Here is an 18302-nt window from a genome sequence, read left to right on the forward strand (position 1 = left end):
GACAGGCTATGAGGCCAGGAAGCTGGGTTATAAGGGGTTGGTAGCTGGGAAGACGGGGACGACCAGTGATTTCAAGGATGGGTGGTTTATGGGGTACACTCCCGAGTATTTGACCCTGGTATGGGTAGGATATGATCAGGGAGAGTCTATCGGACTAACCGGTTCCCAGGCCGCTTTACCTATTTGGGTAGAATTTATGAGTCAAGTCGATACAAAAAAAGACTCCAAAACCTTCAAAACTCCTTCCAGGAAGACACCCCTTGTCGCAAGTACCCAGACTATTCCCCAGTCAGGTTGTACTTCCTCTTCCGAGTGCGTTGAGGAAAATTCTTCTGTTAATTCTGATAACTCTGAAAGCAAAGATTTAGTCTCACCTCCTGAAACTAAGAACTTAATCTCAACCGCAGAAGCCAGCTATTTATCGACTCCTGAGGTTACTACGCAAAGTTCCGATATAGTCTTACAAAATTTTCTGATTTGTGGGGGGGTTCAAAATCGTGAGCCGGTAACTTGCGGAGACAAATTCTCCAAAGAGCAGGGGAAGGTCTACGCCTGGATGAAAGTCTCTGTGGCCAATCCTCCCACCACCCTAAAGCATATTTATTATCACAATGGCCACAAAGATAGAGAGATCAGTTTACCCATACAATATGCCAGTACCCGGACCTGGAGTTCAAAGGATATTGCCTCAGGAGGGAGTGTCGGTGAATGGACGGTAACCGTAACAAACGAAGCCGGAGAAGTACTGGCAACGAAAACCTTTATTGTTGAATAATCCTTCTTGTTTAGCCCGGAAAGGGTAAGTGAGCGAATTCCGGACTTTTCCGGGCTAAACAAGAGTAGAACCGAAGAAACGTCCTATCGGGTCTTAGTACCGTCTGCCGGGATATACTGTAATCCTTTGATTAATTTGGTAAGGGCATCGTTATAAGGAGCTGATAAGCCTAATTTTTCACTTTCTCGAACAATATAGCCGTTGAGGGAGTCGATTTCAGTTAAGCGGCCTCGTTCCAGGTGTTGAACCATGGAGACTTTATGAAACTTTTTAGCACAATACTCTTTAATGGTTCCCAGAGGATCTTTTTCTGGAAGGGTAATCCCTTTAGCCTTCACAAGGGCCAGGGCTTCCTGGATAATCTGGGTTTGAAACTCGTCCACTTCAGGAACTTCCCGGATATGACCAGGTCGAAGTCCGGTAATCGCACAAACAGCATTGATCCCACAGTTATGGACAAACTTACTCCACATGGTAGCTATAATATCCTCGACCAATACCGGCTCCATACATGCCCGGCTCATAAGCTCATTGAGGACCATGAGGCGGGGGGAGCGGGACCTGTCTAACTCACCGAGGTAAGTAGGTCCATGATTGGTGTGCAGGACTTTACCGGGTTCCAGGAGTTCTGCACTGTGAAAAGTAAGTCCAGCCATAACGCGCTCCTTACCCAGTACTTCGGTTAAAATTTCAACATTTCCCAGTCCATTTTGTAAAGTCACCGCATATCCGGAATCTTTCAGTAAAATCCTGGCCGCGTCGGCGGCATCCCTTGTAGAATATCCATTCACGCAAATAAAGGCAATATCCGCTTTGGGTACAGAGGCAGGATCAGTAGTGGCCTGAACAGGGGCTATAAACTTTCCATGCAGACCGTCCATCTCCAAACCCTTGGCCTGCATCTGTTTGACGTGCTCCTCCCAAATATCCACCATGGTAACCTGCTCTCCAACCCGTGCAAAGTTACTTCCGTAAAGACATCCCATGTTTCCTGCACCGATTACAGCAATTTGCATAGAGATCCATCCTTTTATTCCAAAGGCACAAAGATCCCCTATCTTTAGAGAGGGTCTGAAATCCTTGTACCTGAGTATGTTAAGGGCTAACCGATATTTTTATATCTTTTCTTTCTCAAAGAAGGGTAGATACGTACCATCTTCCTCTTTCGGTTAATTCGTATCTCCGTTTTGAAGTTTCAGGTGTCTGAACCACTTGTATGAGTTTCTGTTTTTCACCCATTTCCTTCAAAAGACGGTCCAAAGAGATCTTCAAATCTGAACAAGTTTCAGTAAGTTCCTTTTGAAACTCGGCTTCAGATCCTATTTTTACCCGATTGAGCAGACCGAGAAGAACACGTTCGGCTTTGGCGTAGGCGTGGTTAGGATCCTTCATGGTCTGGAAAAGATATTGCAAAGCCATTTCACCGATCTGGGAGAGCTTTTTGGCATCTTCAAGGGGGCCTCGAACGCTAACCCCCGTTTTATCCTCAGTTCCAGAATTTCGACAAAAAACCCCGGCGATTTGAACACCCTTCCGGTAAGCAGCCAGGTAAAGCGTATCTGGTTCTTCGGGAAGGGTTTTCGGTTGAATTGTTATTTCTTCTCCGTATTGGGCCTGATAACCTCGTCGGATAACCTCTGTAAGTTCCTTCCATACCTTTGTTCCCCGGGTTAATTGGGACTTATCGGTATAATACACATAGAAGGTTTTCTTAAATCCAGGACTGAAGGGATGGGACAGGGCTTCCAAATAAGCCTGTATAGAATAGAAATTGGATGGATAGAGAGATCGAAGGGCTACCAGGGTATTCATCGCACTTTTGAGACCATTACCGGCAAATACAGGGATCTGCTCTCCGGTTTTTATGCGTAAGTAACCCGGCGTTACCTGATGACCACTTTCCTCGCTTCCAATGGCAAATTTGAGCCGACCGGGTGTTAGCAACCTGGCCATAATTTCCTTGTGGAGGTCTTTAACCCCTTCACTTCCCTGACCGATCTGCTGAATGGCCGTGGCCAGCCGGCTTATAGCTTCTCCATCGACCTCTCCGGGCTTCAGTAATTGATCCAATTGAGCCTGAAAGGGAGCTACTTCCCGTTGGGGGAATCTTTTAGAAAGTAAATCCAGGTAAGCTTGAAGCCAGGTGAGTACGGCCTGAAGCAGAATCCATTTATCTCCAACTCCTGTTAGATGGGGATGGAAGCCCAATTTGCCAGCGAAAAGGGCTGCATTCAGATCACTTTCTATGGTATTTACAAACAGGGAATCCCGATAAGCTTCAGGATGCCGGGTTATCAAATATTTAGCCTGATGAAAGGCTATTTCATCTCCCGATAAAACGAGAACAGAATCTTCGATAGGGTTATATTCCAGATAGTAAAACCGATCTCCGTCTCCATCGAATACAGCCCCCGAAACCTGAGCCTTTCGGTTTAGAATATCTTGTCGTTTCCGGCGACCTGTTTCAAAAATCTTTTCAATGGCTTCGTAACAAGCAAATCTCGCAAACGGACCCTCAACCATGTCCGGGGTAATCCGAGATATCCCCTCTAAATCAACAACTCCACTGTTTACGTTAACATTCCCGTTCAATTGATGGTTGGTTTCAATGACTTCAGGAATTCCTACTCTTTTAAAGGCAGTTGCTGCAATCCCCACATAGGAACCATGAGCAGGATCGACGATGAGGGTTAATCCGTTGAAAAGAGAAGGTTCATTTTCTATCCACGTGTTGAGGGGATCGCATATAAAATCCAGAAAAACTTCCACCGCCTCTTTATGGGCATCCTCACGTTCACCGACTTCCTCTAATTTAGACAGATCTTCTTGACTTGCCTGGTAGACAGCTTCCGTTAGCCTGAGATCATCGGCAGGAAAAAGTTTAAGTCCCTGGCCGGCAAGAAAGATTTTGATTCCATTTTGATCCCTGGGATTATGGGAAGCCGTCACCACAATCCCTCCGTGGGCCTGACGGTAAAGCATATAAACGGGAACAGCCGGAGTTGGTACAATTCCCATCACCACGGCTTTACCCCGGGCTTTACGTATACCCCGAATCGCTGCCTCCGTGAAAAGTCCCTCGGGATCCCGAGGGTCCCAGCCAATCACGATTTCATCTCCTGGCTTCATGGCAGCGGTCTGGATAAGCCTTCGAACGTGGACGTAGGTATAAAGTTCCATGAACTCTTCGGTGAGAAGATTTTTTTCAAGGAAAGCTTCCAAAGGAGAGAGACCTTTTACACGGGGATCTCTTGAAAAGATAACTTCTTTTCGAATTCCATCTGTTCCCTGGAGTCTTTTTAATCTGTTTCTCATAACAATTTCTCCGACAAGCTTTAGGTACCTTTTTACGATCTAGCTTAGGCCCTGAGATCCCTGGTTGTCAAATTAAATTTAAATTGGAAGCAAACAAAGCTCTAAAACCCATGCTATATTCCCCTTGACCTTTTCTCATAAAAGTGTAGTTTCTGGAATCAGATATATTCAATCTGCCTGCAGGGGAAAGGCAGGGATATAAATAAACCCTATTCTCTTCCCTGAAGGGATTAAGAGGGAATAACATTAGGAAGTTTATCAGACTTACGGTGTAACTTATCTGTCAGGCATTTTAATACTTCATCTGGGATGTCCAGGGCGTTAAGAACAAGATACAAAGATAGAGGGGTATGTATCTTAAAATGTGGCGTTCCCGACATCTCGGTGGTTTTCTTATAACATGGATATCAGAAACGAGGTAGCTATCATCACAGGAGCATCCCGAGGTATTGGTCGAGCAACTGCCATAGCACTTTCTGAAGCCGGCTTTAAAATCGTAGCGAACTATCGGAGTCGAGATCAAGAAGCCAACGAGTTGGTTAAGAAAATCTCCTCCCGGGGGGGAGAAATAAAACTTTTTAAGGCTCCTATGGGTTCTTCTGACGAAGCCAGAAGACTTGTTCAATTTACCCTGGAGACCTTCGGACAGGTTGATGTTTTGATCAACAATGCCGGAATCACAGCTACCGGGATTCCTCTGGGGGAATTTTCAGAGGATGGTTGGGAAGAAATGCTTCGAGTGAATTTAAGTGCTCCCTTTTATCTCATCAAGGCAGTTCTACCTCACATGCGAGAACGAAAGAAAGGGAATATCATCAATCTTTCTTCCAATGTAACCCAGCGATTTCCTGCAGGCTATGGTCCTTATACCGTTTCTAAAGTTGGTTTGGATGCTCTTACCCGAATCCTATCTAAAGAGGAAGGGCCCAACGGAATTCGTGTAAATTCCATTGCTCCTGGGCCCATCGATACGGAGATGTTACAGGAATCTTTCAGAATCCTGGGACCTGAGCGAGCGGCCGCACTTATTAATGCAGTTCCACTGCGACGGAAAGGTCGCCCCGAGGAGATAGCCTCGGTTATACGCTTTTTGGTTTCTGAGGCCGCAAGCTACATCACCGGCCAGGTTATCTATGTAAATGGAGGCGGACCAACGTAGAGAAAAACAGATTTACTAACGAAGGTAAAAGGGTTAAAGGGATGACTTCCCACGTAGGTGGATTTGGATCCTACCTTCCTTTTCGTTATCTAACGCTCAGTCAGAGATTCTGACTTTTAGACGTTAGACTTTGGACAGAGATGCTTACAACTTTAGAAAAACTTCAAGAGGAGATTATTACCTGCCAGAAATGTCCACGGTTGGTCCTGCACCGGGAGCGTATTGCCAGGGAAAAAAAGCCTCAGTACCGGGATTGGAAGTACTGGGGAAAGCCCATACCGAGTTTTGGAGATCCTGATGCCCGGGTTTTGGTTGTGGGTCTGGCCCCAGCCGCTCATGGAGGAAATCGAACCGGACGGATGTTTACCGGGGATAGGAGTGGTGATTTTCTCTATCAAACCCTTTATCGGTTTGGTTTCTCCAATCAACCCACCTCAACCCATGGGGAAGACGGCTTAACCCTTTCTGACCTCTATATTACGGCGGTAGTTCGTTGTGCTCCTCCAAATAATAAACCCTTCAGGGAAGAGCTGACAAACTGTCATCCTTACTTTCTTCAAGAACTTGAACTGCTTAAGAACGTTCAAGTCGTAGTCGCACTGGGGAGAATTGCCTTTGATGCTTGCCTGAAGGCTTTCCAAAAAAGAGGAATTGTCCTCCCTCGTCCCAGGCCTGTGTTTGGGCATGGTTACGTTTATACTTTGGCCCACTCCTTTACTCTGATTGCTTCTTATCATCCCAGCCGTCAGAATACTCAAACCGGTCGTTTAACCCAGGAAATGTTCCATGCTATTTTTGAAGAGGTTCGAAGGTGTATTTAAAGATTTTTACCGTATTGGCCAATATGGGGTTAATTTCAAGATTCTTTGCTGGAATTACTTTGAATCCGGGTAACCGGATCGGCTGGTTTACAGGACTCTATCAGAGAACCCGGTATTTAAGTCCTGGTCAAAAACCCGGCCCAGGTCTGGATAGATTTTTTATACCCTTCCGGCATCTTCAGGTTTTTGACCTCCTCTAGAGTAAAACATCCGACTTCTGTATGTTCTGGACTCAGGACGATTTTAGAGAAGGGTCTGGGATAACATCCATAAGTGACAATGAGCACATCAACCCCTTCGTAGATATGATAGACCCAGCTATCCAGGATAGGTCCTGGGTCTACCACAAGTCCCAGTTCTTCTTCAATTTCCCTCTTAACGCAATCCTGAGGGGTTTCACCGGATTCTAACTTCCCTCCTGGCAGTTCCCATTCGTCACGGTCATTCTTTAAGAGAATGACCTGAGGACCCCGAAAAATAACACCTTTTACAGATACCGGGAACCGGTAAGCTTGATTGTCTTGAGGAATAGACAAAATTTTTATAAGAGAAGTCGGCAGGCGAGTACGCCTCCGCTTCCAGGTAATAAAGTTCAATTTAAATTTTCCCAGCCAGAATAGAAGTAACAGGGGAGGACCCTATCTTATAACATCGCTCCGTAAATCCAGGGGCAGAACTCATCTTCTCCAACCCCTTGCATTTCACTTTTTGTTTGCTTACCGGAGGCAACCGCGATGATCTCTTCCAGGATCATAAGGCCTACTTCTCGGACCGAAAGCCCTTCGTAAACCAAGCCGGCATTGATATCCATATCGTCCTTCATGTGGTGGTAGAGTGGGGAATTGGTGGCTACTTTAATGGAGGGTGCGAGTTTGAATCCAAATACAGATCCGCGGCCTGTGGTAAACACAACGACATTGGCTCCTCCGGCGACCATACCGGTAACCGTTACGGGATCATAACCTGGTGTATCCATGAGCACGAATCCCTTTTCGGTGATTCTCTCCCCGTAAAGGTAAACGGCATTGACCGGAGTGGAACCTCCTTTAGCGATGGCTCCCAGGGATTTTTCGAAAATGGTGGTAAGTCCTCCTCGCTTGTTACCGGGCGCAGGATTATTATCAATTTCTGCACCCCATTTCCTTGTATATTCTTCCCACCAATGAATTCGCTCTTCCAATTTTTTCGCTACTTCAACACTGCGGGCCCGTTTCATCAGCAGGTGTTCTGCTCCATACATTTCCGGTGTTTCTGCCAAGATACCGGTTCCTCCATAACGGACAATCTCATCCAGTGCAACTCCCAGTGCCGGATTGGCCGTAATTCCAGAGTTGGCGTCGCTGCCCCCGCATTTCGTTCCGAGTACAATGTGGGATACCGGTTGCTTCGTTCGTTTATATTCATTGACCCTCGGTAACAGTTCGGCTACTGCCTTCACACCCGCCTCAATGGTTTTCTGAATTCCACCTTCCTCTTGAATACTCAAAACCTTGGGTAGAGTACTTTCTCCGTTAAGTCCAATCTGAATGAGTCCCTGATTTTCAATAAGAGCCAGGGGTTGATTAACTTCACAGCCCAACCCGATAAGGATATAGGCTCCTACATTGGGATGCCGGGCCGCATTGGCCAGGGTCCTTTGAAAGATGTGATATCCCTCCCCGTTGAGGGTAGAACCACAACCACCCTGATGGGTTAAGGCAATCACACCGTCCACATTGGGATAATCCCGGGAAATATCCTGAAATCTATGAGCAATGGCTTTCGTTGTAAAAGCCGAACAATTTACGCTGGAGACCAGAGCAATATAATTTCGTGTTCCTACTCGTCCGTCGGCCCGTTTATATCCCATAAAATAACGCATTTCACTCTCGGGATAGTACTCTACGGGTTTTACCTCTGTGGCATATTCATACTGTTTTGCAAGATACTTCACACCCAGATTATGTACATGAACATGATCTCCCATTTCGATATGGGTCGTAGCATAACCAATGATCTGTCCGTATTTTCTCACGGCATCGTCTTTTTTTATAGCCCTTAAAGCTACTTTATGTCCACGGGGGATATCCTGTCTTAATCGGATGGCTTTCCCTTCGTATTCCAGAATCGTTCCGGCAGGTAAAGCTTCCATCAGAACTGCCACATCGTCAGCTTCAGGTTTCAGAATAATGGCTTTTTGCTTTAAAAGATATGTATTTGTGCTCATAGTCGAGTTTTTACTTGATGAAGATATTAGAACGTCTTTAGTCGGTCTGGTTCGGCATTATCCGAAAAGAGACTAAAGCGTTACTTTTCAAAATATAGGCCATGATAAACAAACTACTCTAAAGATATTCTAAGGGGGTATTTAGACAACCTCTTTTTTAAAGATTTCTTGGGTATGCCTGTAAACCAGATATCCATATAGAAATATAACAGGTAAAGGTTTAGCCAGGTGGTATAGAAAGTCTTCCAGCCGGGTCCAGTACATACTGGGATCATAGACACTTTCCGTGCCAGGTCTATTGAAAAAATAAAACGGTGTCGGTAAGGCCAGTAAAAGATAAACGGCTAAAACAAATAGCGAACGAGGAGGTTGATCTTTAATTTCTTTGGTTTGAAGGTACAATAAGACCAGGACGGGTAGCAGCATCACGTAATGGTGCTCCCAGACATGCTTATAAATCAGAAAATAGGTACTCATCCATAGAGCCAGATTTTCGATGACGTTCCACTTCTTTGGAAGGAAGGTCAGGATCAGAGAGGTGCCCAGGATTAAAAAAATCAGAGGCAGGGTAACGGGATAGAGGATTTGAACAGAATCGGATCCGGATAGATTTCTATAGCGGAAGAGGGTGTTATAGAGAAGGGATTGGAATCCGTGATTTCCTGAGTGAAAATTCTCTCCAAAGGTTCCTGAGAACTTAAAATTATCCAGAAATATGGGAAGATCCGATGGAAATTTGAGGAAGTAAACTGCCGAGGAGAGAACGGCGATGAGAAAAACCCCGACGATGGGGAGAATTTTCTTCATTCTCAGCAGGAGAGGTCCGAGCAGTAGGGTATTAAGTTTTAGCAAGGCACTGGCCATCCAGGCCATATCGAAAAGAGAGGATATGCCTATCCAATAGGCATATCCCATGAGGAAAATAAAAGTACCCATCAGAAAAGAGAACTGACCCATATAAAGTTCAAGGTAGTAGGGAGAAAAGGCCAACCAAAGAGTTGTGGCGAGGATGGCCGTGTTTCGATCGGGGCTTATTTTCCAGGTCAGGAGAATATTTAAACCCAATAACATCTCGTAGAAAACAATCCACAGATAATAGGCAGGGAAGGGCTTCAATAACGTCAATACCATGCCCAGAGTGTAGGCTGTAAGGGGGAGATATCGGAATGGATAAAAGTACGGAACGACCAGATCTCCCTGTTTGATTTCGACTTCCATTTTATCGTAAAGGCTGGTTCCGTTCCGGGCATTGTGTCCGGCCTGATAGAGGGCAAAAAAGTCTGCTCCAGGTCCATAGGTATGGTTGGGATCATGGAAGAAGGGATTCCAGAAGCCCCATTTCAGAGAGAGCAAGAACGAAAGGTGAAGGAATAACGCTCCATAGAGGATCAGGGATTGGGAGGAAAGCCAGATTTTTTTTTCTTTCATTTTCCTTCGTTCTCAGATAGAACCCTTATAGAATTGATCTAAAGAACCCCCCCTGGAACCTTTCTCTGGAGTGGATGAGAAAGTTCAACTGGGAGCCCCTGTCTTCCTGGAAACTTTCCTTCAACTCCCTCGAAGCAAGATTTCCATGGGGTTCTATCCAAGAACGAATTTATTTTGATAGCTCTATAGACCCTTAATAATTAACGGAACGTTATTTTGACCGGGTTTATTCCTTTTTGTGCCCAGAGAGCTTGCGCACTGGGCGCACAAATATTCAAAGAGTTCACCATCGGGCAAAACAAGAAGGAGTTTCTCCCTTACCGGCATCGCTCTCCGACACTTGGGACAGTAAAGTGCTGAAGCTTGAAAGTTTTGAAAACTCTCCATTTCTTTTATCCGTTGTCCGTTGTAAAAATACCTATACCCAAAACAACGGATAACGGACCCTTGACTACCAGGACCAGTTAGACTAAAAACCGGGTATCAAATTTCCTTCTGAATCAAAGGCGAGTTCTCCCAACTCTTTGACAAGCATCAAGTCACTTCGAGATTCGAGTTCTTTCCGATAAGCCTCAGAGACAATAACTTCTCCCAGGACCAGGGTATTTTTGATCCAGATTATCTTGGCGTTTTCAGGTTCTATCAAACCGATGGTATTGAGAGCCACATCAATGGCTTCTCGATCTGTATCAAAGGTCATGGGGAAGCGGGCCACTTCAGGAGCTATTCCAGTAATGCAGTTAATATAGGTTGCTCTGGGATCTATTTTATTGATCAAACGGCGCGTGGTAAAATCGGCAAAGCCTATTCCAGTTGCATTGCCGTGGGTATCTTCGGTAAGGTCCCGGACGAAGATGCGTTTGATTTTAGGTTTTTCGTGGGGTTTTTCGGTCAGATTCATAATGCGTCCATGGACATTGGGATCCATACCCGCCCCGCTAATATCCTTTCCCATTTCGTCCACAATGAGTATATCGACCACATCAAAAGGAAGGTGGGCCAGGTATTTGCTGGCCTGCCGCTCAAGTTCCAATTCGGTTTCTACGAGATTCTCCGGAAGGACTGCAACGATATTGGCGGTTTCATCATAGCTGTTCTCTACAATGCCGACTCCAAAGAGAATTTTGCCTGTCTCCAGGACCTTTTGGGCCACTTTTTTAATTACGTTGGCATAACCAAAGCTGACAAAGGCTTTATGATAAAGGAGAGCGCCGACGTGCTTTCCCAGGCCAATATTCATCATTTTCTGTAATCCACTTCCCAAATCTCCAGTAAAATCTGTGTGGGGTTTTATCCGATTAATAACTACCACATGATCGGCTTCATAGGCGTATTTATCCATGTAGACCGGAATCCTGGGTCCCAGTTCGGTCATTTCACTCACCTGAACCACTTCCATGGTGGCACGAATAGGTACTCCCATAGTCTCTTCGGTGATTCCGTATCGTGCGAGAACCTCTTTTTGGCCCTCCGGGGTTGCTCCCCCATGGCTTCCCATAGCCGGAATAATAAAAGGTTTAGCCCCCATCTGTTTGAGTTCAGAAACAGTTGCACGTACCACTTTGGCAATATCCCTAATTCCTCGACTTCCGGCTGCAACGGCCACACTGGCACCGGGTTTTATCCTTGACCTTACGTTAATTCGGGCTATTTCCTCTGCAACTCGACCCGGAACATCCTCCACCTTCGGAACCTCAAATTTTTGAAAAATCTTCAGCATTTTGGGATACTTAATATCAGGATAATGAATTAGAGCCATTTTAGTTTCCTCCCCATGTATAAAGTTAAAAAAGTTTTTATCGTATTCTACCCTATTCCCCACTATAGTCTCTGTTGAACAGAGTGTCAACAGCCAAAGTAAGAACATCCAAATTTCGATATAAGTCAGGAGATACCGCTTCGGGGGTCTTTTAGCCCCAACGGGGCGACTTGTTTATAGAAGTTATCTTTCCTCTCTCAGGCCACTCCTGTAGGGGTAGGTTTTAAACCTGCCCCTACTTAAGTTTCAGTTTTGAGATGGTTCTTAGTTCCCCGGGTAAAAACAATCCATCAGTTACCTCTACTCTGGTAACCCAATTCCCTCAGCTCCTGGCTTTGACATAGTGGCCTGGGGATAATACCGCTGGATCATATCAAATCCAATCTTCGCCCTTCGGACCCGTTCTTTGCCTAAATTAATCGACGTAGCTTCCAGGTGCGTTCCACTTGGATAAATATCCGGAGAATTCCTCAGACCAAATTTAACATAAATCGGAGCTGCAATTCGGATCAATTCGGCGATTTCATAATACCGGATAAATCCTCCAAAATTATCCGGAACTTCCACATATACATCCACCGGAATATTAATGGCTTGGCGAATAGCGGCGATCATAGGCAAAGTCAAATCGGTAGGAATATTGTAAGTATCTGCACCGGCCTGTTCCATCATCCGAATGGAAATAGGATTGGATTGCCCCATTTGAACAGAAACTTTTACAACCAGATTGGCCGGAAGTTCTCCCCGTTTTTTCAATTCATTCACAATCCATAAAAGTCCTTCATCGGCTACTAAAATACCTCGGATTCCCAGAGCACAGGCCCGTTTAATGTCTTCAATGGCATAAACAATCTGATCCATCCCTCGAAGCCGTTGGGCAATTGCTTTGCCTGCCGGGGTAAAGGGAAGAGCTCCGATATCAAATCCAGCCCGAGGACCTACAAAAAGGCTGACTTCAACCTGATATTCTTTTCCAAGTTGAACCATCTCCTTAATTTCGTCGTCGGTGAGTAACATAATACCACTTCCTTGACTGATCCGATGAACAGGCACCTTAAGGGTTTGGGCAGTTTCGAGTACAGCCTTCATGGTTTTAGGTCCCTCAACGCTGGGTATTTCAATACGATATTGAGCTCCATCTGGAAATCGCTTTTTGGAATCGGGTAAATCATAGAGATCTCCCGAGGGAAGCCCTAGCTGTTTTAGAAAAGCGCGGGTTTTATCCATGATTTAATGGAGCCAGAATTCAGAAGCTAAAAACTAGTCCCTTGTAAAATCAGCTTTAACTTACTCAAAGGGTCGTTACAAAGAATGCTTCAACTGGACTCAGGATAAACCCCTATGACAAAGCAATCTTTGGATTTCAAGGGATTGCTTTGCTTCCCTCGTTCAGTAATCCAACATGAACTTGAAAGAACACTGGAAACGGGAATTCTAATTCCAGGCTCCTGAATGCCGGCTCTTGATTTACTTCAACTTAATCTTCCTTGGAATTGTCTTCCAATCAATCCTTTTCTCAGCCTGTGGATTGAGTCCTAAAGATGATTCTCCCTGGAGTAAATCACTTTTAGAGAATCTTTCAACCAATTTTTGATTTTACAATTCCAACATTCTATCTCCGTAGATTTAACCCTCACCTCCTACTTTAAGCTGAATCGTTAATTTTTCAAACTCTTTTTTCATCTCTAGATTTTCAAAAACCCGAAGCTCGGGTATTTGCAAATTTTTAAGGGTGTCAAATAAATTCTGACTGGACTTCATCATGGCTATAAGCTCGCTGGATACTTTAACGGTCTCATAAGTGTTTTTTGCTACAGAGATATCCGGATTCAATTTTTGCCTGGCCACCTTCATATTGGTGCGCTGCATTTCCAGGTAACCCTTGTATAATTTCGCCGCTTCCAGAGTTAATTTCTGGGCCTCGAGGTTAGCGGTTAAAATCTCTTTATTTCGGTCGGAAGACTCTTTCTTTAAAAGGTCTTCGGTTTGTTTTAATAAAACCTCTGTCCTGGGAATGATGCCCTTAATCTCTTTTCCATCCTTTCCTTTTCCTCCCTGGATTTGAGGAAGATATTTTTGATCAATATCCTGAATAAGCTGCTGGTACATATGATCCAGGATTTCCAATAAAACGACATACATGCCATAATATCGCCGGGCAATGTTAACATTTTCTCCACTTTTAACCATGATCTGTTCGAGCTGTTGGGTAACGGTTTTGATGTTGTTGAAGGTGACGTTTATTTGAATAATGTTATCTCCCACAAGGGTGGAGAGGAGAAAATCGAGCTGTTCAGGGGTAAGCATTAATCCCATGTTTTGAAGCTCGTTTTGGAGAGATTCCTTTGTTTTCTTTATTTCATCTTGATTTCGGGCAATCCTTTCTTTGAGTTCTTCAATTTTTTGACTATACTCTTCATCTGTTGTTTCCCAGGGTTTCCATAGGGGCTTTTTTCTCGGCGCAGATACCCGCTTTTCTTCATACTCTATTATTTTTCTATTTGCCTCCCGGATATCTCCTTCCAGATCTTGAATCTGTTTACGATAAGCCTGGGTAGGGGAAATGACGAGAATGTTAACGGCTTCGTCTAATAATTCATTAATATTCTGTTGGTTCGAGACTTTATCTGCGGACAGTAAGGCAGAATCGGGGAGGGTTTCGTGCCTATCCTCTAAGTTTAAAACGGATTCTAACTTAGGTAGGAGCTTTTCCCACAATTCCTCCGACTTACCCTTTTCCTCTCTACCTAATAAACTCCTGGCCTCCTCCAGAGTCTCCTGGGTTAGTTCTTTGGCTTTCTTTACGGTATCTTGGGTTAACTCCTTTGTTCTATTCCATAAGTCAGCCTCCTTTTCTTCGAAAGGGTAAGTATAAGGAATGGGATGAATAAGGAAAGATAAAACTATTAAAACTATAAATGGTAAGAATTGGGACATGGCTTATACCTCTTTTTGAAGTAACAACTTCAAGGTTTGTTACTCAACAAAATATTTGCAATCTGAAAGATAAGATCTTGTTTATAACCCTCCAGGTCGTGTGTTTCAAAATTCGTAGGAGCGACCAACCGGACGCCTTTACAAGGGGTTATACGACCTGTTCAAGGGGAGTTGGTACTATTTATGAAAGTTTTTATACCGATAACAAAGAAAGCCGGGGTCATATAACAACCCCGGCTTTAGAGGAGCCACGGATAGAATCAGCTTCATCAATTTTACTAAAAGCTAACCATTATAGTTAGCCTGTAGATCGTAAATATTCGTTCCAATTGGATAATTGGGAATAATATAGGTAATTTCTTCTAAACGAACCGTTGTAGGTTTTACACCCCGAAGAATACGTCCCATGTAATTATTGGGGGTACCATATAATTGCATGGAATCAGATGCCCGATATTCATAAATAAGCACACGACGACCGGCCTCAGAGGTATTAGGGGCTGAGCTGTGGAGCGTCAGGCAGTGAAGCAGGACCATTCCACCAGCCTCGAGAGGTAAGTTGACTGCTTTGTCCATATCGACTTTTTTCAAATCATCGGTAACCATCCCTATAAAGGTACCATCTTTAGATCTATGGTCCAGGGGACCCAGTTTATGGCTTCCGGGTATCACTCTTAAACAGCCGTTTTCCAGAGTTGAATCGTTTAAATGGATCAAACAGGCAACCAAATCTGTGTTGGTATGTGGGAAAAAGGGGAGGTCTTGATGCCACTTGACAGGACTTCCGGCACGAGCCGGTTTCATATTTAGCTTGCTGTGATGAATCTGAATATTGGGTCCTATAAGGTCTTCCACAGCATCCAAGATCACCTTATGGCTGGCTAATTCTTCAAAACATCTGGCCTGCTCAAAGGGATTAAAGATCCTTCGAACAATCTTCCGGCTCCCTTCGCTAACAGGTTCAAAATCACACAAATTATTGGGAACCCCCAAACTTTGGGCTTTTTCGACCAATTCATCGATTGTTTCATGTAAGAGTTTTAATTCTGCCTGGGAAAGAACCCCTTCTACTACCAGATAACCATTTTCTTTATAAAATGCCTTTTGTTCTTGTGTCAGCATAGTTCATACTCCTTGTGTTGGGTTATTTAGTAAATATTAGTAAATAGAGGTTAAGATATCTTCCATTGGTTTGGGGAAAAAGTTTTCAAAGACAGGGCGTGAATCTCCTTTTCCAGGTCCGGACCAAGGGCTTCATAAACTAAACGGTGTTGTTCCAAAAGTCCTTTACCTTCAAAAATCGGGGAAACCACCATTATATTAAAATGACCCCCACCCGAGGCCATCATCCCGGGATGGCCCGCATGAAGATAGCTTTCATCTTCTACCTTTACAAAAAAAGCTCTGAGCTTTTCTCTCAAAGCAATTTCAATTTTCTCCTTTGTAGTCAACATCTCCTCCTGATGGGATGGGTTTATTACCTGGATTTAGGTAAAGTCAAAGCCTTAAATCTGAGGTACAAAATCTGTACCCTTACACTGCCAAATTAAATAAATAGGGGCTTCATGTCAATAAGAAAAAAGATTTGATCCAGGAGCGGCTTAAAGGAATGCCTCCTGAGTCCCTCCTCCAGGGGAAAATAGGAAGCATACCCCCTTCATCGGTTCCCCTGGAGAAGGGTCGAAGGGGGTGTTAGAAAGGATAAGCTACCCGGGTCAATAGCACTTATCTTTACCCACATTTTTCGATTTGGGAGGATGGGTTCAAAACGGTTAGTAGGTCAACCGTCCCGGTTGACCCACCTTGCAAAAAGAGGGAGCTTGCCCTCACGAAGGAGATTCAATGCACTTCGCTACTCAACCAGTAAGATAGCTAAACCAGTTATTAATCCCCTGAAATGAAAAAATGTGGGTAATGGTTAGGTCAATAGCAAGGGAGGCAACCTGGGAGTAAAGGTCCGATTATGCAAAGGTATAGAACGAAGGATGAGTGAAATATTTCCTATTTTCACAGGCTCCTTTCAACAAGGACTTCCGAATGGATAAAATGTTTAAAACTATATCCCGATTCGTTTAAATTTTTTTTTCATTTTCCATAAAAAATTGCTTGCAATTCATTTTGAGAGATGATACCTCTTTCTTACGTTTTCGGATAAAGGTGTTCTAAAATGAGGTTAGGGGAGGTATATGAAACCAGACTTTCGTAAGGTACTATCGGAGTTTTTAACCAGATTAAGAACTTTCTTCACCCTTCAAAGGATAGTAGTAAGGTCTCTAATTCATCAAAGGATAGTAGCAAGGTCTCTAACTCGATTAAGACCCTTATGGGTTCTATGGGTTTCCCATATAGATCCCTTTTTAAGATCCAGACTCATTCCCTTCTGCAAATCTATCAACTCTCTTCCTATTACCGATGACCGAATTAAAATAAAATGGAGTAAATACGGTCTTACCTTCATCCCCCCTATTTTAGCCATTTTACTTTCCAGCTCTGAAATCAATGATGTGAAATACACGTTGGGGCCCTATATTTCCTTGATGGAAGGGACTCTGACTCGGAAAACCGAAATCGGACCGTTTCCTTATCCAGATGAGCTTCGTCCTCAAGTAGAATTTTGGAAGAAGATTTTCTCTACATACACCACTAAGCAGGCCGTCATTCATGATAATTGGTATCTAGATATCATTTACACGGTGGTGGATCTGGATGGGGATGATCTCCGATCTGAGGCTGATAAGCGAAAGGCCATAGATAAGGCTATTGAGAAGTATAAGGGGATTCTGACGGAATTAGAAAAAAAGGGAGATAATGTCGATGCCATGACCGAGGAAGAAAAGAAAATTTATGCCATGTTTAAAAAGGTCAGTGAAAACGGGGTGGATAAGGAAGCGAAAGACCGAATCCGGGGACAGATTGGACAAAGAGACAGGATGATAAAAGGCATTGCGACCTCAGGTCGTTATATAGCGGAGATGGAGCGAATTTTTAAAGAGGCCAATTTACCGGTGGAGCTGACCCGTCTCCCCTTCGTAGAATCCGCTTTTAACACTTATGCTTATTCCTTTGTAGGTGCCGCCGGATTATGGCAGTTTATGAAGTATACGGGAAAGATGTACATGCGAATCGACAATGTAGTGGATGAGCGACGTGATCCAATCAAATCCACTATAGCGGCTGCAAAGCTACTGGCAGCTAATTATAAGTTGCTCAACTCCTGGCCTCTGGCTATCACAGCTTACAACCACGGGGCTGGAGGGATACAGAAAGCGATAGCACAGCTTAAATCCAGGGATATTGTCGATATTATCCAAAAGTATAACGGAGAGAATTTCGGATTTGCTTCTCGTAATTTCTACCCCGAATTCCTGGCGGCTCTTGAGGTCATGTCCGATATCAAAACTTATTTTGGAGATGTGGCGATGGATCCGCCTCTTCAGTATGATGAGGTGGTCATCAAGGACTATGTAAAAATGTCGGATATTATTAAGTATTGCTCTCTTTTAGAGGAAGATCTTCGTGAGTTGAATCCGGCTTTGCGGGAAGGGGTTTTCTCTTCCCGATATATGATTCCCAAGAATTATGTTTTAAAAATACCGGTGGGAAGTAAAGCAGATTTTGAAACTAAATATGCCATGATTCCCTCTTCCCAGAAATTTGCCAGCCTGAACTTCGATAAAACCCACAAAGTTAAGCAGGGACAAAGTCTCTCGGCTATTGCTAAACTTTATAAAACCTCTGTTAAAGCCCTTATGTCTGCAAACTCTTTGAAAAAACCCAACATGATTAAACCGGGTCAGGTTCTTAAAATCCCGGGTAAATTGTCACCGGCTTCTGCCGCCGATGAAGATAAAGAGGAGAAAAAAGAAGGCTGAGGAGATCTAACCATTTCTCCGTGGAGACGT

The 18302-nt window shown here is 44.1% G+C and carries 14 protein-coding genes; 4 read left to right on the forward strand and 10 right to left on the reverse strand.

What is annotated here, in order from left to right; all coding sequences use genetic code 11:
* Positions 1-775 (forward strand): DUF2914 domain-containing protein (locus VNM22_18540; GenBank protein ID HWP49160.1); only part of this gene is annotated, 775 nt, incomplete at its 5' end.
* A gap of 83 nt (positions 776-858) precedes the next feature.
* Here the strand turns inward: VNM22_18540 and VNM22_18545 are convergent.
* Both VNM22_18545 and VNM22_18550 read right to left on the reverse strand, forming a co-directional pair.
* On the reverse strand, positions 859-1791 hold the full coding sequence (locus VNM22_18545; protein ID HWP49161.1) for a 2-dehydropantoate 2-reductase: 933 nt from the start codon (positions 1789-1791) through the stop codon (positions 859-861).
* 115 nt (positions 1792-1906) lie between these two features.
* Entirely contained in the window at positions 1907-4090 is a 2184-nt protein-coding gene (locus tag VNM22_18550; GenBank protein ID HWP49162.1) for a hypothetical protein, read from the reverse strand.
* A 400-nt stretch (positions 4091-4490) separates the two neighbouring features.
* Between VNM22_18550 and VNM22_18555 the strand changes: the two genes are divergently transcribed.
* On the forward strand, positions 4491-5249 hold the full coding sequence (locus VNM22_18555) for a 3-oxoacyl-ACP reductase family protein (protein ID HWP49163.1): 759 nt from the start codon (positions 4491-4493) through the stop codon (positions 5247-5249).
* A gap of 140 nt (positions 5250-5389) precedes the next feature.
* On the forward strand, positions 5390-6070 hold the full coding sequence (locus VNM22_18560) for a uracil-DNA glycosylase (GenBank protein HWP49164.1): 681 nt from the start codon (positions 5390-5392) through the stop codon (positions 6068-6070).
* A 116-nt stretch (positions 6071-6186) separates the two neighbouring features.
* On the opposite strand, the gene VNM22_18565 is transcribed toward VNM22_18560, so the two are convergent.
* The 8 genes from VNM22_18565 to VNM22_18600 form a co-directional block, all read right to left on the reverse strand.
* Entirely contained in the window at positions 6187-6666 is a 480-nt protein-coding gene (locus VNM22_18565; protein HWP49165.1) for an NUDIX domain-containing protein, read from the reverse strand.
* Positions 6667-6713: 47 nt separating this feature from the next.
* Positions 6714-8276: an altronate dehydratase family protein gene (locus VNM22_18570; GenBank protein ID HWP49166.1), complete on the reverse strand. Its 1563-nt coding sequence runs from the start codon at positions 8274-8276 to the stop codon at positions 6714-6716.
* 141 nt (positions 8277-8417) lie between these two features.
* On the reverse strand, positions 8418-9704 hold the full coding sequence (locus VNM22_18575) for a hypothetical protein (protein ID HWP49167.1): 1287 nt from the start codon (positions 9702-9704) through the stop codon (positions 8418-8420).
* Positions 9705-10173: 469 nt separating this feature from the next.
* Positions 10174-11463, reverse strand: a complete 1290-nt coding sequence (locus VNM22_18580; GenBank protein HWP49168.1) for a lactate racemase domain-containing protein — start codon at positions 11461-11463, stop codon at positions 10174-10176.
* Between the two features lie 300 nt (positions 11464-11763).
* The gene (locus tag VNM22_18585; protein HWP49169.1) at positions 11764-12690 is read right to left on the reverse strand and encodes a U32 family peptidase; all 927 of its coding nucleotides are present in this window, start codon (positions 12688-12690) and stop codon (positions 11764-11766) included.
* 399 nt (positions 12691-13089) lie between these two features.
* A complete protein-coding gene (locus VNM22_18590) occupies positions 13090-14400 on the reverse strand; it encodes a hypothetical protein (protein HWP49170.1) in 1311 nt (436 codons plus the stop codon).
* 285 nt (positions 14401-14685) lie between these two features.
* A complete protein-coding gene (locus VNM22_18595) occupies positions 14686-15522 on the reverse strand; it encodes a phytanoyl-CoA dioxygenase family protein (protein ID HWP49171.1) in 837 nt (278 codons plus the stop codon).
* Positions 15523-15572: 50 nt separating this feature from the next.
* On the reverse strand, positions 15573-15854 hold the full coding sequence (locus tag VNM22_18600) for a BolA family protein (GenBank protein ID HWP49172.1): 282 nt from the start codon (positions 15852-15854) through the stop codon (positions 15573-15575).
* A gap of 732 nt (positions 15855-16586) precedes the next feature.
* On the opposite strand from VNM22_18600, the gene VNM22_18605 reads away from it, so the two are divergent.
* Positions 16587-18272, forward strand: a complete 1686-nt coding sequence (locus VNM22_18605) for a transglycosylase SLT domain-containing protein (GenBank protein ID HWP49173.1) — start codon at positions 16587-16589, stop codon at positions 18270-18272.
* Positions 18273-18302 lie beyond the last annotated feature (30 nt).

The sequence above is a fragment of the Candidatus Limnocylindrales bacterium genome, from assembly GCA_035559535.1.
Lineage (GTDB): Bacteria > Moduliflexota > Moduliflexia > Moduliflexales > JAUQPW01 > JAUQPW01.